This is a genomic window from Kineococcus haloalkalitolerans (genome assembly GCF_050871905.1).
GTDB lineage: Bacteria > Actinomycetota > Actinomycetes > Actinomycetales > Kineococcaceae > Kineococcus.
Genome location: NZ_JBJLSH010000030.1, coordinates 1 through 21,289, shown reverse-complemented (window position 1 = coordinate 21,289; position 21,289 = coordinate 1). Strand labels below are relative to the sequence as shown.

At 77.7% G+C, this 21,289-nt stretch carries 20 protein-coding genes; 9 read left to right on the top strand and 11 right to left on the bottom strand.

Annotated elements, in window-relative coordinates:
• Positions 1–5: 5 nt before the first annotated feature.
• Positions 6–299, bottom strand: a complete 294-nt coding sequence (locus tag ACRYMY_RS12690; protein ID WP_432547618.1) for a Dabb family protein — start codon at positions 297–299, stop codon at positions 6–8.
• 90 nt (positions 300–389) lie between these two features.
• A complete protein-coding gene (locus ACRYMY_RS12685) occupies positions 390–2,444 on the bottom strand; it encodes a PP2C family protein-serine/threonine phosphatase (protein WP_432547617.1) in 2,055 nt (684 codons plus the stop codon).
• 87 nt (positions 2,445–2,531) lie between these two features.
• Between ACRYMY_RS12685 and yidD the strand changes: the two genes are divergently transcribed.
• From yidD to ACRYMY_RS12665, 4 genes are all read left to right on the top strand, one after another.
• Complete coding sequence (yidD, locus tag ACRYMY_RS12680) at positions 2,532–2,840, top strand: membrane protein insertion efficiency factor YidD (protein WP_432547616.1); 309 nt, start codon at positions 2,532–2,534, stop codon at positions 2,838–2,840.
• A gap of 97 nt (positions 2,841–2,937) precedes the next feature.
• The gene (locus ACRYMY_RS12675) at positions 2,938–3,780 is read left to right on the top strand and encodes an HpcH/HpaI aldolase/citrate lyase family protein (protein WP_432547615.1); all 843 of its coding nucleotides are present in this window, start codon (positions 2,938–2,940) and stop codon (positions 3,778–3,780) included.
• A gap of 50 nt (positions 3,781–3,830) precedes the next feature.
• Positions 3,831–4,166 carry an AbrB/MazE/SpoVT family DNA-binding domain-containing protein gene (locus tag ACRYMY_RS12670; RefSeq protein WP_432547614.1) on the top strand — a complete coding sequence of 112 codons (336 nt, stop codon included), beginning with the start codon at positions 3,831–3,833 and terminating at the stop codon, positions 4,164–4,166.
• Positions 4,163–4,636 carry a PIN domain-containing protein gene (locus tag ACRYMY_RS12665; protein ID WP_432547613.1) on the top strand — a complete coding sequence of 158 codons (474 nt, stop codon included), beginning with the start codon at positions 4,163–4,165 and terminating at the stop codon, positions 4,634–4,636. Before ACRYMY_RS12670 ends, ACRYMY_RS12665 begins: the two co-directional genes overlap by 4 nt.
• On the opposite strand, the gene ACRYMY_RS12660 is transcribed toward ACRYMY_RS12665, so the two are convergent.
• The 4 genes from ACRYMY_RS12660 to ACRYMY_RS12645 form a co-directional block, all read right to left on the bottom strand.
• The gene (locus ACRYMY_RS12660; RefSeq protein WP_432547612.1) at positions 4,620–5,366 is read right to left on the bottom strand and encodes a cupin domain-containing protein; all 747 of its coding nucleotides are present in this window, start codon (positions 5,364–5,366) and stop codon (positions 4,620–4,622) included. The genes ACRYMY_RS12665 and ACRYMY_RS12660 overlap by 17 nt on opposite strands.
• Positions 5,363–6,286 carry a DUF6807 domain-containing protein gene (locus ACRYMY_RS12655; protein ID WP_432547611.1) on the bottom strand — a complete coding sequence of 308 codons (924 nt, stop codon included), beginning with the start codon at positions 6,284–6,286 and terminating at the stop codon, positions 5,363–5,365. Before ACRYMY_RS12655 ends, ACRYMY_RS12660 begins: the two co-directional genes overlap by 4 nt.
• A 447-nt stretch (positions 6,287–6,733) precedes the next feature.
• Positions 6,734–7,525: a nitroreductase family protein gene (locus ACRYMY_RS12650; protein ID WP_432547610.1), complete on the bottom strand. Its 792-nt coding sequence runs from the start codon at positions 7,523–7,525 to the stop codon at positions 6,734–6,736.
• Between the two features lies 1 nt (position 7,526).
• Positions 7,527–7,865, bottom strand: a complete 339-nt coding sequence (locus tag ACRYMY_RS12645) for a hypothetical protein (RefSeq protein WP_432547609.1) — start codon at positions 7,863–7,865, stop codon at positions 7,527–7,529.
• 108 nt (positions 7,866–7,973) lie between these two features.
• Between ACRYMY_RS12645 and ACRYMY_RS12640 the strand changes: the two genes are divergently transcribed.
• Positions 7,974–8,966 (top strand): P1 family peptidase, encoded by a 993-nt coding sequence (locus ACRYMY_RS12640; protein ID WP_432547608.1) that lies wholly within the window; start codon positions 7,974–7,976, stop codon positions 8,964–8,966.
• Between the two features lie 84 nt (positions 8,967–9,050).
• On the opposite strand, the gene ACRYMY_RS12635 is transcribed toward ACRYMY_RS12640, so the two are convergent.
• Positions 9,051–10,070 carry a TerC family protein gene (locus ACRYMY_RS12635; RefSeq protein WP_432547657.1) on the bottom strand — a complete coding sequence of 340 codons (1,020 nt, stop codon included), beginning with the start codon at positions 10,068–10,070 and terminating at the stop codon, positions 9,051–9,053.
• A 258-nt stretch (positions 10,071–10,328) separates the two neighbouring features.
• Positions 10,329–11,654: a PucR family transcriptional regulator gene (locus ACRYMY_RS12630; protein WP_432547607.1), complete on the bottom strand. Its 1,326-nt coding sequence runs from the start codon at positions 11,652–11,654 to the stop codon at positions 10,329–10,331.
• A 331-nt stretch (positions 11,655–11,985) separates the two neighbouring features.
• Here ACRYMY_RS12630 and ACRYMY_RS12625 point away from each other — a divergent pair, with 331 nt between their 5' ends.
• The 4 genes from ACRYMY_RS12625 to ACRYMY_RS12610 all read left to right on the top strand — a co-directional run bounded on the left by ACRYMY_RS12625 (position 11,986) and on the right by ACRYMY_RS12610 (position 16,194).
• Entirely contained in the window at positions 11,986–13,311 is a 1,326-nt protein-coding gene (locus ACRYMY_RS12625; RefSeq protein WP_432547606.1) for a M15 family metallopeptidase, read from the top strand.
• A 19-nt stretch (positions 13,312–13,330) separates the two neighbouring features.
• Positions 13,331–14,197 carry a glycerophosphodiester phosphodiesterase family protein gene (locus tag ACRYMY_RS12620; protein ID WP_432547605.1) on the top strand — a complete coding sequence of 289 codons (867 nt, stop codon included), beginning with the start codon at positions 13,331–13,333 and terminating at the stop codon, positions 14,195–14,197.
• A gap of 59 nt (positions 14,198–14,256) precedes the next feature.
• Positions 14,257–15,678 (top strand): MFS transporter, encoded by a 1,422-nt coding sequence (locus ACRYMY_RS12615; protein ID WP_432547656.1) that lies wholly within the window; start codon positions 14,257–14,259, stop codon positions 15,676–15,678.
• A 168-nt stretch (positions 15,679–15,846) separates the two neighbouring features.
• Positions 15,847–16,194 carry an RNA polymerase-binding protein RbpA gene (locus tag ACRYMY_RS12610; protein ID WP_432547604.1) on the top strand — a complete coding sequence of 116 codons (348 nt, stop codon included), beginning with the start codon at positions 15,847–15,849 and terminating at the stop codon, positions 16,192–16,194.
• Between the two features lie 137 nt (positions 16,195–16,331).
• Here the strand turns inward: ACRYMY_RS12610 and ACRYMY_RS12605 are convergent, their stop codons facing one another.
• The 3 genes from ACRYMY_RS12605 to ACRYMY_RS12595 all read right to left on the bottom strand — a co-directional run bounded on the left by ACRYMY_RS12605 (position 16,332) and on the right by ACRYMY_RS12595 (position 21,083).
• Positions 16,332–16,958 carry an FxsA family protein gene (locus tag ACRYMY_RS12605; protein WP_432547603.1) on the bottom strand — a complete coding sequence of 209 codons (627 nt, stop codon included), beginning with the start codon at positions 16,956–16,958 and terminating at the stop codon, positions 16,332–16,334.
• A gap of 176 nt (positions 16,959–17,134) precedes the next feature.
• Complete coding sequence (lnt, locus tag ACRYMY_RS12600; RefSeq protein WP_432547602.1) at positions 17,135–18,793, bottom strand: apolipoprotein N-acyltransferase; 1,659 nt, start codon at positions 18,791–18,793, stop codon at positions 17,135–17,137.
• Positions 18,794–19,334: 541 nt separating this feature from the next.
• Positions 19,335–21,083, bottom strand: coding sequence for an amidohydrolase (locus ACRYMY_RS12595; RefSeq protein WP_432547601.1), 1,749 nt, complete (start codon positions 21,081–21,083; stop codon positions 19,335–19,337).
• Between the last annotated feature and the right edge of the window lie 206 nt (positions 21,084–21,289).

The following is a 21,289-nucleotide window of genomic DNA, read 5'->3' as shown; positions in this document are numbered from 1 at the left end:
GGCGCTCAGTCCTCGACCTCGATCTGCACGCGCAGCACCTGCTCGGCCTCCGGGCCGATCAGCTGCGAGCGGATCCGCTCGTGCTCCGGGTCGGTGTCGTAGCGGTGGTAGGCGTCCGCGTCGACCAGGTCGACGACGATGCCGTAGTCGCCGTTGCCCTCCCGCAGCCCGGCGTCCAGGCGGGCGTGGGCGCGCAGCAGCCCTTCCAGGCGCAGGGCCTCGATGCCCGCCAGGCCCTCCCGCACCCGGTCCAGGTCCGCGCCCGGCTTCAGCCGCCCCGTCACGACGTTCCTGATCACTGCCGCCCCTCTCCTCGTCCTCGACCGGCCCACGCCGACCGCGTCGTCCCACTCACCAGCACCTCGCCCACCGCCCGACCCGGACCCGGGTCACGGCGCCGGACGCGCGCGGACCTCCACCGCCAGCACCGCCACGTCGTCCGCGGCCCCCGCCACGCCGCCCAGGGTCGACAGCAGGTGCTCGCACAGCGCGTCCGGGTCCGCCGGCCCGGACGCGACCGCCGCCCGCACCCGCTCCAGCCCCACCGACAGCACCTCGCCGCGCCGCTCCACCAGCCCGTCGGTGTACCCCACCACCACCGACCCCTCCGGCACGTCCACCGTGGCGCTGACCCGCCGACCCGCCCGCACGCCCAGCAGCAGGTCCCCCGCCTCCGACAGCACCCGCACCGCCCCGTCCGGCGTGCGCACCAGCAGCGGCGGGTGCCCGGCGCTGGAGTGCTCCAGCCGCCACCCCCCGTCCGGGCGCGGGCTCAGCCGCGCGTACGCCAGGGTCGCCATCGTCGGGATGCCCAGGCCCAGCAGCAGGTCGTCCACCCGCTCCAGCACCCGCGCCGGGGGCCGGTCGGCGAACTCCCACGCGCTGGCCCGCAGCAGTCCCCGCAGGTGGCCCATCGCCGCCGCCGCCAGCACGTCGTGGCCCACCACGTCGCCGACCGCCAGGCCGACCGCCCCGCCCGGCAGCGGCACCAGCTCGTAGAAGTCCCCACCCACCTGCGCGCCCGAGGCCGCCGCCCGGTACCGCGCCGCCGCCCGCAGCCCCGGCACCACCGGCAGGGCCGGCAGCAGGCTCGCCTGCAGCGTCTCGGCGATCTCGTGCTGCTGCTCGTACAGCCGCGCGTTGTCCAGGATCAGCCCGGCCCGCCGCGCCAGGTCCCCCGCCACCCGCCGGTCCCCCGCGCCCAGCGCGGGCGCGTCGCCGTCGCGCAGCAGGACCAGCACGTCCCGGGTGCGCTCCCGCCCCTCCAGCGGCACCACCAGCGCCGAGCGCGCCCCCAGCGCGGCCGCCGCGCCCGCGTGCTCGGCGGGCTCACCGCCCGCCGGACGCTCCCGCAGGACCTCCCGGACCCGCCGCACCGCCGCCTCCGGCCACCCCGCCGCCGGCGCTGCCGGCGCCACGGCCTCGCGCCCGTCCGCTGCCAGCACCACCGCCCGGTCCGCCAGCACCGGCACCACCAGGTCGGCCAGCGCCCGCAGGCACTCCGCCACCCCCAGCGCCCCCGCCAGCCTCGTCGTCGCCCCCGCCAGCAGCTCCAGGCGCGCCCGCGCCCGCTCCGCCGACGCCCGCGACGCCTCCGCCTCGGCCCGCGCCACCTCCGCGTCCCGGCGCGCCCGGCGCTCCGCCGCCAGCGCCCGGTCGCGCTCCTGACCGGCCACCACCCGCTCCGTCACGTCCAGCTGGATGCCCACGTAGTGGGTCACCGTCCCCGCCCCGTCGCGCACCGGGCTCAGCGCCAGCTCGTTCCAGAACGCGCTGCCGTCCTTGCGGTAGTTCAGCAGCGTCGTCGACCCGTCCCGGCCCGCGCGGATCGTCTCGCGCACCTCCCGCGGCGCCGCCGGGTCCGTCCCCGGCCCCTGCAGGAAGCGGCAGTTGCGCCCCACGACCTCCTCGAACGCGTACCCCGTGGTCACCGTGAACGCCGGGTTCACCCACACCAGCGGCATGTCCGGCGTCTGGGCGTCCGCCACCGTGAACGACAGCGCCGTCGCCAGCACCGCACGGTCGCGCAACCGCGACCCCTCGTCCTCGCCCGGCGGACCCGCCTCCACCGGCAGCAGCGTCACCAGCACCCGCCGGTGCAGCCCGGGCGTGCCCTCCAGCGGCACCGCCACCACCCACCGCTGCTGCACCTCGAGCCCCACGCCGACGACCGCACCGCCCACGGCGCGCCCCCGAGCCGCCAGCGCCAGCGGGTCACGCCCCGGCGGGCACGGCGCCCCGTCCGGCGACCGCAGCCGCACCGCCGCCGACCACTCGCCCACGGCCACCGGCAGCCGCGTCCCCGGCGCCAGATCCACCGCCGCCGCGTTGGCGTGCACCACCGCACCCGTCTCGGTGTCCACGACGACCACGGCCGCGCGCTCGCTGACCACGCGCGCCACGTCGCGCGCACCACCCCCGGTGCTGGAGGTCGCCTCGACCACGAGCCCTCCTCAGCACGCGCGGACGTCCGCCCGCCGGACGGTCCGGCCGACGAGCCTAGGCGCAGGTCCGTGGCTACGGTGGTCCGGGTGAACCCCGCTACCCGCGCCGCCGACGCCGCCTGCCGCGCCTACCAGCGCCACCTGTCCCCCCGCAAGCGGTGGGCCTGCGCCCACCGCGTCCACCACGGCGGGGACTCCTGCTCCGGCGCCGTGCGCACGCTGCTGCTCCAGCGCGGCCTGCTCGGGGCGCTCGCCCCCACCGCCGGACGGTTCCTGGCCTGCTACCGCGCCGCCGCCGCGCTGCGCGCCCTCGGCGCCGTGCCCGGCCCGGCCATGGCCGGCGGTGCGCAGGGCGTGTGCTGCTGCGGGCCGATCCCCATCCCCTTCCGCTTCTGAGCCCGGCCCGGCGCCCCACCGGGGCGGGGCGCCGGAACCCCCTCCTCTAGGGTCGGCGGGCGAGACGCCCCGCACGACGACGAACGGGAGGGCCGGCATGAGCCCCACGGGCAGCACCCACACGATCGAGCCGCGCTACTCGCGCACGTGGCTGCTGGTGGCGGCGACCCGCCCCGACACCTTCGACCGGCTGGCCGCCTCCAAGGCCGACGAGGTCGTCCTCGACGTCGAGGACGCCGTCGACCCCACCCGCAAGGACTCCGCCCGCGCCGACGTCGTGGAGTGGCTGCGCGCCGGCGGGCGCGCGTGGGTGCGCATCAACGACCGCGAGTCCCCGCACTGGCAGGCCGACGTCGACCAGCTGCGCGGCGTGCCCGGGCTCAAGGGCGTCATGCTCGCCAAGGCCGAGTCCGGCCGGCAGGTGGAGGACACCTACACCGCCCTGGGCAGCGAACTGCCCGTGCTGGCGCTCGTGGAGTCCGCGCTGGGCATCGAGGACGCCCGCGACATCGCCACCGCCCGCGGCGCCTTCCGCCTGGCCTTCGGCAGCGGCGACTACCGCCGCGACACCGGCGCCAGCGCCGACGACATCGCCATGGCCTACCCCCGCAGCCGGCTCGTCACCGCCAGCCGCATCGGCGGCCTGCCCGGACCCATCGACGGGCCCACCGTCGGCGGCAGCCTGCCCACGCTGCGCGAGAACTCCCACATGGCCGTCTCCCTCGGCCTCATGGGCAAGCTGTGCCTGGACGCCGAGCAGGCGCCCGTCATCAACGAGGTCATGAGCCCCACCGGCACGGACTTCAGCTGGGCGCTGGGTGTCCTGCGCGACTTCGAGGAGAGCGGCGGCGTCGTCCGCGACGGCAGCGACCTGCCCCGCATCGGCCGGGCGCGGCGCATCAAGGAGCTCGCCGAGGCGTTCGCCGTGGCACCCGCCTGAGCTCGTCCCACCCCTGGCACACCGTCCCACCGTCGGCGTACTGTGGGACGGTGCCCTCCTCGTACACCGTGCGCCTGGACGCCAAGCGCCGCCCGACGCTGCCCGCAGAGCTGCTCGCCGCCGTCGACGCCCGTCCCGGCAGCGAACTGGTCGCCACCGTCGAGGACGGCCGCATCGTGCTGGAGACCCGCGAAGCCCTGATGGAACGGCTGCGCGCCAAGCACGCCGCGCACCCCGGCGAGCAGGACGTCCCCCAGGTCGAGGACGACGCCTACGGGACGACCAACACCCCCGACCCCCTGCCCGCCCACGTCCTCACCAGCGACCCCGCCGCCCTCGCCCGCGAGTTCGACGCGCTGTACGGCGGCGCCCACAGCGCCGCGTGACCACCCAGAGCATCGCGCAGGCCGGTTTCCTCCTCGACACCTCCGCCGTCCTGTCCTGGCTGGACCCCACCGGCGAACCCGAGCACGCCCGGCGCCGCCTCGACGTCCTCTTCGGCGCCCACCGGCCCGCGGGGTTCCCCCCCGTGCACGTCACCGCCCCCACCCTGGCCGAGGTCGTCCACGTGCGCGCCCACCGCACCCGCACGCCGGCCGCGGGCGCGGCGCTCGCCGAGGACCTGGAGCAGCTGGGCGTGCGCGTCCTGGACTGGCGCAGCGGGTTCCTCACCGAGCTGCCCGCCGTCCACGCCGCCGAGCAGGCGTCCGTCCTCTACCCGCTGCGCTCCTTCACCCTCGCCGACGAGCTGGTCCTGGCGGCCGCGCGCCACCTGGGCCTGACGGTCGTCACGACGGACCAGTTCTGGTGGTCGGCCCCCGACCTCGGCGTCAGCCTGTTCAACTACCGGGCGTGAAGGACGGCGCGTCGGCCGGCAGGTAGGGCGAGAGGAACCCGCACATCCCCAGGACGGGCCGCTCGCGGCGCGACAGGCCGGTCACGGTGGCCCGCCGCAGGTGCGCGGCGTCCCCAGCGGCCAGCGCGTTCAGCTGCTCGTCCGTGGCGCGCGCGGCCGCCGCCGCACCCTCCTCGACGCGGCGGCGGAACTCCGCGACCCGGTGCCGGACCAGCGCCGCGGCCGCGGCGTGGAACTCGGCCAGCGCGGAGCCGTCGCCGTCGCAGGTGCGGCGCAGGATCCGCGCGTACCCCTCGACCGCGAGGTCCCGGCGCGCCCGCGCCCGGTCGGGCGACGGGCTACCGTCCGGGCCGGCCAGCGACGCGGCCGCCGCGTACGCCTCCGGGCTCACCAGGTGCTCCGGCGGGAACGTCATGACGGCGTCCCCGGCCTCCGGCAGTCCGCTGTTCTGCATGACGACGACGACGTCGAGGTCCCCGGTGTTCACGGCGCGGTGCACGGTGCCGGGCGTGAACCACACCACGTCGCCGGGGTGCAGCTCGCGCTCCTGCGGGCCGTCGGCCGTCAGGGTGTGGAGCTCACCGCGACCACCGACCACCACGTAGCACTCCGTGCAGGCGGTGTGCACGTGCGGCGACCCGCCGTGCAGGCCGTCGACGCTCTGCCACGGGTACACCGCCAGCCGGCTGATGCCGACCGCGCCGGGCAGCTCCGGCACCGGAGCGCTCACAACGCGAACTCCGCCGCCCGCGCCTCGATCTCCTCGCGGTCCCAGGCCCCGTCGCCGACGACGACGCGGTGGCGCAGCGCCAGGACCTCCCCCGGCTCCAGGCGCACGACCTCGGAGAACGCGAACGAGGGCGCGACGGCCGCGAACGGCTCGTGGCGCACGAACCAGCGCAGCGGCACAGGCGCCGAGGAGGACCCCGCCAGGAACAGCAGCGTGCCGCGGCCGTCGACCTCGTCGTGCTCGCCGCTGTACGCCAGCCACGGGCTCGTCGTCCCCATGGCCTCCTCGCCCGTGACGTCGGCGGTGGTGATCGCACCGCCGCGCCAGCCGCGCGGCCCGCGCCAGAACAACCCCGTGTACCCGGCGTCCGGCCGGCCGTTGGTCGTGGGGCTGCCCAGCTCCAGCGCCTCGCCGCGCACGTTGCGCACCTCGGTGGCGAAGTCGAGGACCCACAGACCGCGCTCGGTGTCCACCCCGTGGAAGCGCCAGCGCCGGCGCTCGTCGGCCCACTCCTGGCCCGCGGCGCTCAACCACGTCAGCCGCTCGGCGACGACGACCTCGCCACCGGGAGCCTCCAGCGCCTCGAACTCCTCGTGGCGCATGGAGCCGACGTTGTCGAGCGGGACGTACCCGCGGCCGTGGACGTAGGTCCCGCCGCCCCACAGGTTCTGCCCCGACACGTCCGTGGCCGTCATCTGCAGGCCCTTGTGCCAGCGGTGGTCGTTGGGGCGGAACCCGGTCACGACGGCCCCGCCGAGCGTGCGCAGCGGGTGCAGGTACGGCTTGCGGGACTCGGAGGCGGCGAAGTCCCCGTCGTGGACGTAGGTGGCGAGGTCCACACCGGCGGCCCGGACGGCGAGGCGACCCGGGACGCTCTCGTCCACGGTGACGGGCGCGGTCCCTGCGGTGGTGGTCGGCACGGCGGTGTACTCCCTCGTACGGTGGAAAGCGCTTGCCAGAGTTTGTCCCCGCGCTCGGGGGGCGTCAACCCGCTGGCTTGGCTGGTTGGATCTCCAGTCGTTTGAAGTTGCAATGGCTATAGTATTTGAACTTCACTGGCCGCCACCCGGGCCGACGACCCGAGAAGATCCCTTGGTCGCACCTGGTCGACGCGCGGACCTCGGAGCCGTCGAGCGGTCAGCGTCCGGAGACCCCCGCGCACTCCCCCGCTGCCGGCACCGCGACGAGCCGAGGAGGTCGTCGCGGCAGCCCTCCTCGCCCGGTGCGGGCGGCGCCCAGCGCGGCGCCGCCCGCACCGGGCCGCACGACCGGCTGGCCGACCCTGGCGCGGGGCGCAGCCGCCCTCTCCCCGGCGTGGTGTGTTCACCGGCTCTACGGGTGAGCGCAAAGGCTATAGTATGTGAATACTACTCGTCCCAAGCCGTCTCCGGCTGGTCGCAGGTCTCGCGGAAGACCCACTGCGAGGGGCGCTTGCGCTGGTGGCTGCTCCAGTCGATGGCGGGCCTGCGCTGCTCGGGCGGGACGTGGCCGATGCGGTACACCGCCATGAGCTCCAGGTCGTCCGGCACGCGCAGCAGCTCCTCCAGCTGCGCCCACGCCCCCGGCACCTCCATGGGGAACGAGACGAACTGGATGCCCAGACCCAGCTGCGTCGTCGTCAGCCAGACGTTCTCCATCGCCGCGCCCATGCTGAACAGCGAGTAGAACTCCGACAGCTCCCCCGGGCGCTTCTCGGCCCGGTCGAGCATGACGCCCAGCAGGAGCGGCGAGCCGGCCACGAGCCGGCGGTTCTCCTCCCCCAGCGTCTGCGGCACGCGCAGGGCGTTGACCAGCCGCTGCCCCCGCGGGGTGAACACCTGGCGGGTGAAGGGGCGCAGCGGCGCGGGCATGCGGTCGAACAGCATCCCCGAGCGGGTGCGCTCCATCTCCTCGGCGCTGAAGCGGAACCAGCGCTTGTACCGCTCGAAGAAGGTCCCGTTGGACATGGCCTCGGTCATGCTGGCGCCGCTGACCTCGGCCACCCGCTCGATGGTCGCGCGGTCCTCGACGAAGACGAACCGCCACGGCTGGGAGTTCAGCTGCGACGGCGCGCGCCCGGCGACCTCGGCGAGCAGGCGCTGGTCCTCCCGCGAGACCGGGTCCGGCAGGAACGGGCCGTTGGTGGTGCGGCGGCGCCGGACGGCCTCGAGCAGCTCCACGTCAGCGCTCCCCTCCCCCGCGCAGGACGGCGGTGAGCGCCGCCGCGTAGGCGGGGGCCGCGGACAGGGCCAGGAGGACGTGGCCGCGGGTGCGGGCGGACACGCGGGGGATGACGGCCAGGGGGACGGCGGCGGGCAGCAGGCGCAGCAGGGCGCGGTCGCGGCGGGTGGCCAGCTGGAGCGCCGCGGCCGCGGACAGGGCGACGGTGCTGACGTAGACGGCGTGGTGGACCCAGCGGGCGCCGGAGGTGTCGAGGACCTTGGCGGCCACGGCCAGGCCGAGGGCGCAGTTGGCGACGTAGCTGCCCGTCGCGGGCAGGAGCAACGACGGGGAGGCCACGGGCGCATTCCACCACGCGCCCGCGCGGGCGCCACCGGCCGCGCTCCCCGGCCCGTCCCAGCGCCCGTCTCGGGTGCGGCACCCCGTGCCGCGCGGGACGGTGACGGCGTGGACGTGACACCGGGCGGGGGCGGGCTGACGGACGTGGCGGGCGTGCGGGTGGGTCACGCGACCCGCCGCGCGGGCGGGTGGGCGACGGGGGTGACCGTCGTGCTGCCGCCGCCGGGGACGGTGGCGGGGGTGGACGTGCGCGGCGGGGGGCCGGGCACGCACGAGACGGACGCCCTGGACCCGCGCACGCTGGTGCCCACGGCGGACGCGGTGGTGCTGACGGGGGGCAGCGCGTTCGGGCTGGTGGCCGCGCACGGGGTGCAGCGGTGGTTGGAGGAGCGGGGCCGCGGCTTCCGGGTGGGGCCGGGTGAGCGGGACGTCGTGCCGGTGGTGCCGGCCGCCGCCGTGTTCGACCTGGGCCGCGGTGGTGACCCGCGGGCCCGTCCGACCGAGGCGATGGGCTACGAGGCGGCGGAGGCCGCCGGCTCGGGCGGCGGCCTCGTGGAGCGCGGGTCGGTGGGGGCCGGTGCGGGTGCGCTGGTGGCGCGGCGGTGGGCGGGCGGGGTCGGGACGTCGTCCGCGGTGGTGGCCGGTGCGGGCGCCGGCGGGGAGCCGGTGGTGGTCGGGGCCCTGGCGGTGGTCAACGCGGCCGGTGCGCCGGTGGCGCCGGGAGCGCCGGCGGCCCCCGGGGTGGGCGTGGTGGGCGGGGAGCCGGGCGGAACGGGCACCGCGGGGCTGAACACGACGCTGGTGGTGGTGGCGGTGGACGCGGTGCTGGACCCGGCGGAGACGTCGCGGACGGCGACGGCCGCTCACGCGGGGCTGGCGCGTGCGCTGGACCCGGTGCACACCCTGTGGGACGGGGACACGGTGTTCGCCCTGGCCACGCAGGAGCGGCGGCTGCCGGTCGACCGCGAGCGCCGGGTGGTGTCGCTGGTGGCGGTGCAGTCGGCGGCGGCGGGGGTGGTGCGGGAGGCGGTGCTGGACGCGGTGGTGAGCGCGTCGCCGCTGGTGGTGGGGGGGCGGGTGTTCGGGGTGTGGCCGGGCTGAGGTGGTGCGGGCTCCCCCGCGGTGGTGGGCGTGCCGAGCGCCGGCACCCCGTGGGGGTGCCGGCGCTCGTGGTGGGTGGTGCGGTCAGTCGCGGGGGCCGGTGCTGCCGCTGGTGTCGCGGGTGGTGCCCTCGCGGGGCTGGGGGGTGCCGGGGACGTCGGGGTGGCTGCGGTCGGGGCCGTCGACGGTGCCGTTGCCGGCGGGGGTCTCGACCTCGGCCTCCTCGGGCTGGGGGCGCTTGAGGCTGAGGACGATGGCCAGGGTCAGGGAGACGACGATGACGGCGAGGCTGATCCAGGTGGGGATGTGGGGGATGGACTCGCTGATGACCTCGTGGCCGGCCTGGAAGAAGAGCTTGACGCCGATGAAGGCGAGGATGAAGGCGAGGGCCTTGGACAGCAGGTGGAAGCGCTCGAGGAGGCCGGACAGGAGGAAGTAGAGGGCGCGCAGGCCGAGGATGGCGAAGGCGTTGGAGGAGTAGACGATGAAGGGGTCGCTGGTGACGGCGAGGACGGCGGGGACGCTGTCGACGGCGAAGACCAGGTCGGCGGCCTCGATGGCGGCGACGACGGCGAGCAGGGGGGTGCCGTAGCGCTTGCCGGCTTCCTTGATGAAGAAGTGCTGGCCGTGGTACTCGTCCTTCATCGGGATGAGGCGGCGCAGGAGCTTGACGGCGCGGCTCTGGCCGGGGTCGATGCTGTCGTCCTCGTCGCGCAGCATCTTCCAGGCGGACCACAGCAGGATGGCGCCGAAGGCGAAGAGCACGATGGTGAAGCGCTCGACGATGGCGACGCCGAGGCCGAGGAAGATGCCGCGGAAGACGAGGGCGCCGAGGACGCCGAAGAAGAGGACGCGGTGCTGGTACTCGCGGGGCACCTTGAAGTACCCGAAGATCAGGGCGAAGACGAAGAGGTTGTCGACGGACAGGCTCTTCTCGAGCAGCCAGGCGGTGGTGTAGTCGACGCCGGCCTGGGTGCCGAGGGTGGCGAAGACGATGCCGCCGAAGATGACGGCGATGCTGACCCAGACGGCGCTCCAGATCGCGGCCTCGCGGAAGCCGATGACGTGCGCTCCGCGGTGGGAGAACAGGTCGATGGCCAGCATCACGAGGATGACGGTCCCCAGCGCCAGCCAGGCCCAGGCGGGCACGGTGTCGAACACGGACTCTCCAGGGTGTGTCGGGGTGCGCCGCGGGGGCGCGCAACCTGTCCATGGTCGTCGTGCGGGGGTGCTGGGGGCAGGGTCGAGCGACGGACGAGATGGGGGCGTCTGGTTGCCGGGTCTCGGCAACCGGGTGGTGGTGGGGTCGGTGTGGCGGGGGTGGTGGCTGCCGGGTCCGTGCGTTGGGCGGGGTGGCGGGTGTCAGGGGTGGGGCCAGTCGAGGGCGCGGGCGGCGAGGACGGCGGCGTGCAGGCCGAAGCGGTCGCGGTGGTGGGCGGGGTCGAGGCCGGTGAGGTCGCGGACGCGGTCGAGGCGGTAGGTGACGGCGCGCACGGACAGGTGCAGGCGGCGGGCGGTCTCGGTGGCGTTGCCGCCGGTGTCGAACCAGGTCTGCAGGGTCCGCAGGTAGGGGGTGGGGCCGCCGCGGGCGGCGCGCAGGGGGCCGAGGTGGTGCTCGACGAGGTCGGCGGCGGCGGTGCGGTCGCGCAGGAGGACCTCGTAGACGAGCAGGTCGCTGGCGTCGGAGACGGGGCGTCCGTGCCGGTCGGTGAGGTCGAGGCGGGCGCCGACGTCGAGGGCGTGGCGGGCTTCCTCGTAGGAGGCGACGACGCCGCCGGGGCCGTGGCCGGGGCGGCCGACGCCGGCGTGCCAGCGTCCGTGGGGGGTGTGCCCCCGGGGGCCCTGGGAGGCGGTCGGGTCCGTGGGGGGCCGGTGGCCGAGGAGGTCGGCCAGGCGCTGCACGACGAGGTCGACGGCGGCGGGGTCGGGGGCGGCGAAGACGACGACGAGGGCGCCGTCCTTGACGGCGACGAGGGCGTCGGCGTCGGCGCGGGCGCCGCGCAGGGCGCGCTCGAGGCGGGGCACGAGGCGGGTGCCCTCGGTGAGGGGTTCGGGAGTGCGGGCCAGGCACACGGCGTGGGGGGCGGCGAGGTCGAGGCCGAAGCGGGCGGCGCGGCGCAGCAGGCCGGGCACGTCGGAGGAGCCGCCGAGCAGGTCGTCGACGAACTCGCGGCGGGCGACCTCCTCGCGGGGGACGAGGTGGCGGCGGGCGAGCTGGTAGCCCTCGGCGAGGGCGGCGGCGGCGTCGTCGGCGGCGCGCAGGACGACTTCGCCGGCGGCGGCGAGGTGGGCGGGCAGGTCGACGGCGGTCGCCGCGGCTCCCCCGGGCTCACCGGTGCCCGCGGGGGTGCGGGCGGCGGTGACGGGGGGCAGCTCTCGCCACAGCCGCCAGGCGGCGGACAGGTACAGGTCGAGCAGGGCGCGCAGGGCCACCCCGTCGGCGGCGGCCTGCTCGCCGCGGCGGCGGTAGCGGGCGGTGCGGGCCGCGCTCAGGCGGCGGCGCTCGGCGACGGCGTGCCAGACGGCGTCGAGGAAGTCGTCGAGCAGCTCGGGGTCCAGGCCGCCGGCGTCGTCGGCGGCCGCGGCGGCCACGGCGGTCAGGACGGCGGCGGGTGGGCTGCCCGCCGCTGCGCCGGGCGGGGTGGGCTCGCCGGGGGCTGCGGGGTGCGCGGGCGCCGGGGGTGTCACCCGGGCCACTGTGGCAGCCGGGTCCGGGTGGCGAGCGGTGCAGGTGGGGGTGCTCGGCGCGTCGGATCGCGGGACGGGCACCCCGAGTGGTGTGATCAACCTGTGACTGTCCGCACATCCCGTGCTCACAGCTCCAGGTCGGTGGTTCTGGTGCCGAGGTAGCGGGAGGTAGTCTCCGGCGCGGCGGGCCTCCACGGGTCCTCCACACCGGAGCGGCCCGGTCACCGCGCACCACCGGCGGGCGGGCCCGGACGACCCGCGGGCCACCCCGCGCCACGCACCAGACGACGCCACAGGGCTCGCGCCCCCGACCGCACTGGACGTACCCGCTGTGCTGAGCACCTCCCGCCCGACGCCCGCCCGCACCCCGCGCCCGGCCCGCTCGCTGCTGGCCGCGCTGGCCGTGTCCGCGGCGGGTGCCTGCACCGTGCTGGCCGCCGCCCCGGCCGGCGCCGCACCGGTGGCCCCCGCGGCTCAGGTGGCGCAGGTGGTCGCCGCGCCGTCGCCGGAGGAGGTCGAGCAGGCCCGCCGCGCCGCCGAGGCCTCCCGGGCCCAGGCCGACGCCGCGCAGGCGCAGCTGAGCGGCGCGCAGGCGCAGCTGGACGCGCTGGCCGCGGCGGCCAGCGTCGCGCTGGAGCGCTACCAGGTGGCCGTGGAGGCGCGGCAGGCGGCCGAGGGCGAGGAGGCCGCTCAGCGCGAGCGCCTGGCGCAGGCGGAGGCCACGCTGGCCGAGGGCAAGGTCGACCTGGGGCAGTGGGCCTCGCAGGCCTACCGCGGCGGGGGCACGCTGCAGCAGTACTCCAGCCTCGTGACGGTGCTGCAGGACGGCGCCACCGACGAGGCCGCCAGCGCGCTGGCGTCGGTCAAGCGCATCGGTGAGGGGCGCAGCAACGCCGTCAACGAGTACCTGGAGGCGCAGCGGGTGCAGGCCGACGCCACGCAGCGGGCGGCGGCGGCGGCCGAGGAGGCGCGGGTGCAGGCGGCCGCGGCCACGGCGGCGCGGCAGGAGGCCGACGCGCTGGTGGCCCAGCAGCGCGAGCAGGTGGCCCAGTTCGCCGTCCTGCAGCAGGAGGCCACGGGAGTGGCGCTCAGCGACGCCGAGCGGGCGGCGAACCTGGCGCGGGCGCGCGAGGAGGCCCTGGCCGCGCAGGCCGCGGCCGCCGAGGCCGCGCGCGCGGCGGGGGCGGGCGCCTCGGGCGTCACGTCGTTCTCGGGCGGGATCACCGGCGAGGTGGGCGAGTGCGCGGGTGCGAACACGGCCGGGTACGCGAACGGGATGATCCCGCGCAGCGCGCTGTGCCCGGTCGTGGCCGCTCCCGGGCACGTGCTGCGCGCGGACGCGGCCAACGCGTTCAACCGGCTGTCGCAGGCGTACGCGGAGGCGTTCGGCTCCTTCATCTCGGTGACGGACTCCTACCGGACGCTGGCCGGGCAGATCGACGTGGCAGCGCGCAAGCCGGGCCTGGCGGCGCGTCCGGGCACCAGCCGGCACGGGCTGGGGATCGCGGTGGACCTGGGGGCCGGCATCCAGAACGCCGGCTCTGAGCAGCACGCCTGGATGAAGCGCAACGCGGCGCTGTACGGGTGGATCAACCCGGCGTGGGCGCAGAACCGCGGCGGGCAGTTCGAGCCGTGGCACTGGGAGTACACCGGCTGAGGCCGGTGCAGCGCCGCCGGTGACCGGTGACGTGGAGCTGCCCGCGACGGGCGGTGGCCGTGGGGCGCTGCGGCGCGCGCGCGGGCCGGTGCCGGCGCACCCGTGGTTCGCGGCGGACGGGCCGTTGGCGGTGGCGCACCGCGGCTTCGCGCACGGGCCCACGGCGGGTCTGGAGAACTCCCTGCCGGCGTTCGCGGCGGCCGTCGCGCTGGGCTACCGGTACCTGGAGACCGACGCGCGGGTGAGCGCCGACGGGCGGCTGGTGGCCTTCCACGACGAGCGGCTGGACCGCGTCACCGACGGCGCCGGTGCGCTGGCCGACACGCCGTGGGCGCTGCTGCGGCAGGTGCGCATCGGGGGCCGGGAGCCGGTGCCGCTGCTGGAGGACCTGCTGGCGGCCTTCCCGGGCGCGCGCTTCAACGTGGACCTGAAGGACGCGCGCGGGGCGCGGGAGCTGGCGCGGGCGGTGGCGCGCACGGGCTCGGCGCAGCGGGTGCTGGTGACGGCGTTCTCCGACGCGCGGCGGCGGGCGGCGCTGCGGGAGCTGGCGCGCGCCGGGTGCCCCCCGGTGGCGACCTCGGCGGGCACGAGCCGCACGGGGCTGGCGCTGGCCGGGGCGGCGGGCGGGTCGGCGCCGCTGGTGCGGCGGGCCCTGGCGGGGGTGGGCGCGGTGCAGGTGCCGGTGCGCCACCGGGGCGTGACGGTGGTGCACGAGCGGTTCGTGCGCGCGGTGCACGCGGCCGGGGCGCAGGTGCACGTGTGGACGGTGGACGAGGCGCAGCAGGCGCACGCGCTGCTGGACCTGGGCGTGGACGGGCTGATCACCGACCGCGCGGACGTGCTGCGCGAGGTGCTGCGCGCGCGCGGTCAGTGGACCGGCGCGTGAACGGCGAGGGGCGCTCCCCCGGTCCGTCCGGTGCGCGCGGGAGGCGCGGGGCCGACCCGATGCGGCGCGAGCGGCGCGCCTGGTACGTGTACGACTGGGCCAACTCCGGCTACGTGACGACCACGCAGACGGTGCTGTTCGCCCCGTACCTGACGGTGGTGGCGCGGCGGGCGGCGTGCCCGTCGCTGCCGGACGGGCAGGTGTGCCGGCAGACGCTGTCGGTGCTGGGGTTGCCGGTGGCGCCCGGCTCGCTGGCCCTGTACGCGATCACGGTGGCCACGCTGCTGTCGGCGCTGGTGCTGCCGCTGGTGGGGGCGCTGGCCGACCGGGTGCGCCGCCCGGCGCGGCTGCTGGGCGCCTTCGCCTGGACCGGGGCGGCGGCCGCGAGCGCGATGGTGGCCCTGGGCGGGGACCGCTGGTGGCTGGGGATCCTGCTGGTGCTGGTGGCCACGGTGAGCCTGGTGTGCTCGCTGGTGGTCTACGACGCGCTGCTGTGCGAGGTGTCCGGGCCCGAGCAGCGGGACGCGACGTCCTCGCGGGGGTGGGCGCTGGGCTACCTGGGCGGGTTCCTGCTGCTGGCGCTGAACCTGGCGCTGGTGTCGGACCCGCAGCTGCTGGGGGTGGGCGAGGAGGGCGCGGTGCGCCTGTCGCTGCTGTCGGCGGGCCTGTGGTGGGCGCTGTTCACGCTGGTGCCGGTGCTGGGGCTGCGCCGGGTGGTGCGCGCGCGGGTGCCGGACGCGGTGGTGGCCGGGACCGCCCTGGACGCGCGGGCGGGTGCCCGGGCGACCGCGGTGGTGGTCGCTCCCGTGCGGCAGCTGGTGAGCACCCTGCGGGGGCTGCGCCGCTACCCGCAGGTGTGGCGCTTCCTGCTGGCGTACCTGGTCTTCAACGACGGCATCCAGACGGTCATCGCCGCCGCCAGCGTGTACGGGCAGGAGGAGCTGGGCTTCTCCTCGGCCCAGCTGATCACCACGGTGCTGCTGGTGCAGGGGGTGGCGTTCGCGGGGGCGCTGGTCTTCGGGGCGGTGGCCGCGCGCACGGGCGCGCAGCGGGCGGTGCTGGGCGGTCTGGTGCTGTGGAGCGTGGTGGTGCTGCTGGCCTTCGGGGTGCCGCGCGGGGCGTTCGGCACGTGGCTGGCGCTGGCGGTGCTCATCGGGCTGGTGCTGGGCGGCACGCAGGCGCTGGCGCGCTCGCTGTACTCGCAGCTGGTGCCGGTGGGCGCGCAGGCGGAGTACTTCAGCCTCTACCAGGCCGGTGAGCGGGGCACCAGCTGGGTGGGCACGCTGCTGTTCGGGCTGGTGGCGCAGCTGAGCGGGTCCTACCGGCCGGCGCTGGTGGCGCTGCTGGCCTTCTTCGTCGTGGGGGCGCTGCTGCTGCGCCGCGTGGACGTGGCCGCCGGGATGCGCGACGCGCAGGCGGCCGCTCCGCGGGGGCCGGCGGACCCGGACGGCTCGGGCAGCGCGGTCCAGCGCTCCGCGTGACGTCGTGCGTGACCGTCGGTCACGCGATGGCGCCCCTGCGCACACGACCTCCACACTCCGCGGCCTCCGCTGGCGGAACAGGAGCCTGCTGCGCACCGTTGTCAAGAGCAGTCCCCCTCGTCCCGGTCTCCCGGGAGCGTCAACCGGGGGGAACGTGGGGAGGTCACCATGAGCGAACGCAACCTGCGGGGGTCCCGCCTCGGCGCGGCGAGCCTGGAGAGCGAGTCCGGCGTCGAGCTGGCCGAGCGCCAACGCGTCACCTACCAGTGCCCCAACGGCCACACCGTGGTCGTGCCCATGTCGGTCGAGGCCGAGGTCCCGCCGCTGTGGGAGTGCCGGTGCGGGGCCGAGGCCCTGCGCACCGACACCGAGGCACCGGAGAAGAAGGCCGGCAAGCCGGCGCGCACCCACTGGGACATGCTCCTGGAGCGGCGCACCATCGCCGAGCTGGAGGTGCTGCTCGACGAGCGCCTGGAGCTGCTGCGCAACCGTGCGCTGATCAAGCGCAGCGCCTGACCCGGGCCGCCCGGACACCCGGGTCACCCCGAGCGCCCGAGGGGGCCGGTCCACCACCTGGTGGGCCGGCCCCCTCGTCGTGCGGGCCTCCTCGTCGTGCGGGCGCGCTGGTCGTGCGGGCGGTGCCGGCGCCCGGCTCAGCGGTCCCGGCGCGGCGGGTCGAGGACCTCGCCCTGCAGCACCTCGCCCTGCAGCACCTCCCCGCGCAGCACGCCGGCGGGCGCACCGGGAGCGCCAGGACCACCGGGCTCGCCCGCTCCACCAGGTCCCCCGCGCACCACCTGCCCGTCGACCACGACGACGGCCGACCCCTCGCGCACGGCGCGCTCGACCCGCCGCTGCACCCACGCGCTGCTGGAGCGGCGCACCAGGGCGCGCACCGGCGGCAGGAGCAGGAGCAAGCCGGCCACGGTGCTCAGCGGGCCGGGCAGCACCAGCAGCGCGCCCGCCAGCCCCAGCAGCACCGCGTCGCCGACGCCGCGCTCGGCCTGCGCGGCGGGGGCGGTGCGCCCGGCCGCGGCCGCTGCGCGCACGGCGCGCACGGCCCGCCCGCCGGCGCGGCGCAGCACCAGCAGCCCGGCCAGCAGCCCGCCCAGCAGGACCACCAGGACGCCCAGGCCGTCCAGGACGCGGGCCAGCTGCACCAGCAGCCACACCTCCAGCACCAGCAGCGCCAGGACCGCCACGGGCAGCGCCCGCGGCCAGCGCGGGCCGCGGGCGGGGCGGGGCCCGGTCCCGGGCCGCGGGTGGGAGGCGGTGCTCACTGCTGGATCACTCCCGGTCAACTCCTCGACTCGCCGCCGCGCCGCTCGCCGGCACCGGCTGCCCCGTCCAACGCGCGAGCGGCGTCCGGCGATCCCGCGGCGCCCGCGAGCGCCCCTCCGCGGCGGGCGCGGGCCCCGGCGGCTCCGCGAGGCCCCGGAGGGCCGTGCGGGGCCGCTCAGGCGGGCACGGGGCTGTCGGCGGCCGTGCGCGCCGGCGGGGCGGCGCCCCCACCGCGGCGCGAGCGGGTGCGGGGGCCGGGGCGGGCGGTCAGCCACAGCAGCAGCCCCAGGCCGCTGAGGGCGACCTCGGGGGCGGCGCCGACCCGGGTGGCGACCGTGGTGCTGGAGCGCAGGGCCACGTCGTCCTGCAGGACGGCGGCGGTGAACAGCTCGGTGCGCTGGTGGACCGCGCCGTCGGGGGTGATGAGGGCGCTGACGCCGACGGTGGACACGTGCACGACGGTGCGCCCGCTCTCCACCGCCCGCAGCCGCGACATGGCCAGCTGCTGCACGGCCTCGTCGGAGAAGCCGAAGGTGGCGTTGTTGGTCTGCACCACCAGCAGCTGCGCGCCGGCGCGCACGGAGTCGCGCACGAGGTCGTCGAAGGCGACCTCGAAGCAGATGACGTCGCCGACGGGGACGCCGCCGACGTCGACCAGGCCCACGCCCCGCCCGTGCACGAAGTTCCCCGCCAGGTCGACCTTGTCGCTGAAGAGGCGGAAGAAGGAGCGGTGCGGCATCCACTCGGCGAAGGGCGCCGGGCGCTGCTTGACGTAGCGGCGGCCGGCCTCGTCGGTGGCCGCGGCCAGGCCCTCACCGGGCACCACGACCAGGCCCGTGTTGGAGGTCTGCTGCCCCGGGCCCCGCAGGACCGCGCCGACCAGGACGGGGGCGCCGACGGCGTCCGCGGCCTGCTCGATGACGCGGCGGGCGTCGTCGTTGACGTAGGGGTCGATGTCGCTGGAGTTCTCCGGCCACAGGACCATGTCCGGCTGCGGCGCGCTGCCGTCGTCCACGGCGCGGGCCAGGGCGCGGGTGGCGCCGGCGTGGTTGTCGAGCACCGCGCGCCGCTCGGCGTTGAAGTCCAGCCCGGCCTGCGGCACGTTGCCCTGCACGGCGGCCACCCGGCGGGTGCCCTCCTCGGCGGCGGTGGGCCGCGGCACCAGCGCACCCGCGGCGGTCACCGCGAGCGCCAGGGCCAGCGCGAGGGCGGCCGGTCGGGCGCGGGGCACCGGGCGGGGGCTGCCGGCCGGGGCCGGGTGGCGCAGCAGGGCCAGGGCGGCGGCGGCCAGCAGGGCACCGGCGGCGGCGACGGCGGCGGTGACCAGGGGGCTGCCGCCGAGAGCGGCCAGGCCCAGGGTGGGCGCGTCGGTCTGGGAGAACGCCAGGCGCCCCCACGGGAAGCCGCCCCAGGGCACGCGGGCGCGGGCGGCCTCCACGGCCACCCAGGCGGCGGTGACGGCCAGCGGGCCCAGGTGCAGGCGGGCGCGCTGCAGGCGCGGCAGGAGCGCGCCCAGGGCGGCGTAGAAGGCAGCGCAGGCGGTCGCCAGGGCCGCCCACGGCACGACGCCGACGTAGGTGCCGCTCCAGGCCAGGTGCGGCACGAGGAAGGCCCAGCCGAACAGCAGCCCCAGCAGGGCGCCGCGGCGGGCGCGCGCCCCGTGGGTGGCCACGGTCAGGGCCGCCACCCCCAGCGGGGCGGCCCACCACAGCCCGGCGCCGTCGGCCACGGAGGGCAGCGCGCCGGGGAAGGCGCTCCAGGTCGCCAGACCGCCCGCGACGGCGAGCGGCCCGGCGGCGGGCAGCGGCAGCGGGGCGGGCGGGACGGGACGCACCAGCGCAGCGTACGTGGCGCGGCGAGCGGTCGCGGCGCGCGCGGGACGGCCGCGGGTGCGAGCAGGTCCGGGCGGCACGGGCGCAGGTGCGCTGCTGGGTGTTCGACCGCGGGAGGGGACGAGCGCGCGGGCCCGCGGCGCGGGTTGCAGGTCGGGTCCGACACGCCCCTCGGTCCGTCGCGCACCCCGGTGGCTCCGAGGTGCACGTCGTTGTCTAAAGGACGTGCGGACCCGACCTCGCCCACACCCGGCCGGTGACCCCGCCCGGCGTCGCAGGTGGTGCGGCTGCGACGCCGCTGGCGGGACCGGACGGCTCGGCCGGTCTCGTCGTTCGTGGACCGGCTGCGAAACTACTCCGCCCCCCGGTGCTGTCAACCGGCCCCTGACCTGCACCTTCGCGCATCGTCGCTGGTCAGCGGGGGGTCGGGGACGGGCGCATCCGTGCCCGGCGGACACCGTTCCCGGCGTGTCGCGCGGCGTGTCGGGCTCTAGAAAATGATCGACAACCGGTCACCGACCGGTCACCCGCAGGTGAGCTGACTCACGCGCGCGGGGCACCCGAGGGACCGTCGCCGCCCAGCGCGTCGTGCACGAGCACCCCGTCCACGGCGGTGCGCAGGCACACCGGCAGCGGCGCCCCGGGCGTCAGGTCCGGCAGCCCCGGGGTGCCCGAGCGGGGGTCGGTGCTCCAGGTGGACACGCGCCGGTCGGGAACCTGCACGACGAGGTCCCCGGCTCGCCAGACCGCGTAGGTGGCCGGGGCCCCCGGTCGCAGCACCCCGCCGTCGCCCGCCCCGCCACCGGCACCCGCGCGCGCCAGACCGGCCAGGCGGTGCCCGCCGCGGGTGGCGGCCAGGAACGCCGCGCGCACCGAGACCGCGTGCCCGGCCGTGCGGTGCAGGGCCGCCGCGCGCACCCCCGCCCAGCCGTCCAGGGGCGTCACCGGGCTGTCCGAACCCAGGGCCAGCGGCACCCCGGCCGCTGCCAGGGCGGCGAAGGGGTGCAGGGCGGCGGCGCGGGCCGGCCCCAGCCGGCGCGCGTAGGTGCCCTCCGGCCCGCCCCAGGCGGCGTCGAAGGCCGGCTGGACGCTGGCGCCCACGCCCAGGCGGGCCAGCACCGCGGTGTGGTCGGCGTCGGCGGCCACCGCGTGCTCCACCCGGTGCCCGCACGAGGCCACCGCCGCCGCGCCCAGGTCGGCGGCCACCTCCTCCAGCGCTGCGCACAGCACGTCCAGGGCCGCGTCGCCGATGGCGTGGAAGGCGGCGGGCACCTGCGCGCGGGTGCAGGCGTGCAGGTGCCCGTGCACCTGCGCCGCGCTCAGGCGCAGGACGCCGCGCACACCGGGAGCGTCGGCGTAGTCGGCGCGGAAGGCGGCCGTGCGCGAGCCGATCGCCCCGTCCACGCTCAGGTCCCCGCCCAGGCCGCCCACGTCCACGCCCTCGACGCGCAGGGCCGCCACCGCGGCGGCCGCGGCCTCCGGGTCGGCCACCAGCTGCGCCGACCAGCCGACCACGCGCGGCAGCGCCTCGCGGCCGGCGGCGCGCTGCTCGGCGGTGCCCGGTCCGGCCAGCGCCGCCAGGGCGGCCAGGTCGCCGGCGGGGGCGAAGCCGGGCCCGGACATCTCGTGCACGGTGCCGGTGCCCGCCGCGGCCGCGGCGCGCAGCGCCGCCCGGCGCGCGTCGGCGGCCGCCGCGGCCGGCAGCGCCGCCCAGCGGGCCTCCAGCGCGGCGGCGTGCTCCTCCAGGCGCACCAGGGCCTCCTCGCGCGCGGGCAGGCCCGCGGCGGCGGCCAGGGCACCGGAGACGAGCCCGGAGTGCCCGTCCACGCGCGAGAGCTGCACGGGGGCGCCGGCGGCGGCGCGCTCCAGCTCGGCGCGGGTGGGCAGCCGCGGCCCGCTGCCGTCCGGGTCGGTGGCCCACGCCGACTCGTCCCAGCCGAACCCGGTGACCAGCGCGCCGGCCCCGTAGCGGGCGCGCTGGCGGCGCGCGTGCTCGGCCACCGCGTCCAGCAGCGCGTCGGGACCGCTCGTGCCGCTCAGGTCCAGGCCGGTGCGCTGCAGGCCCGTCTCGGTGGTGTGCACGTGGGCGTCGACGAAGGCGGGGACGACCAGGGCGCCGTCCAGGTCGACGACCTCGTCGCCCTCGCGCGTCCAGGCGGGCGCGGCCTCGTCCGGGCCGACCCACGCGATCGTCGAACCCTCCACGAGCATCGCCGTGGCGAAGGGGTCGGCGGGGCTGTAGACCGCGCCGCCGCGGTACAGGCGGCGGGCGGGCGCGGGCGCGTCGGGCACGAGCGCACCCTAGGCGGCGGGCGCCGGCGCGCACCCGGGCACCCGTCGCCCCCACCGCTGCCCGGCGCCGCCCGGCGCCCGCACGCACGAGCGGCGCCGGCCGGCGGGGAAGTCCCCACCGACCGGCGCCGCCGGCCGTGGTGCTGGTCCTGCTGGTCCTGCTGGCTCAGGCGCCCCGGGGGGCCCCGGGCGGGTCCTCGGGGCCC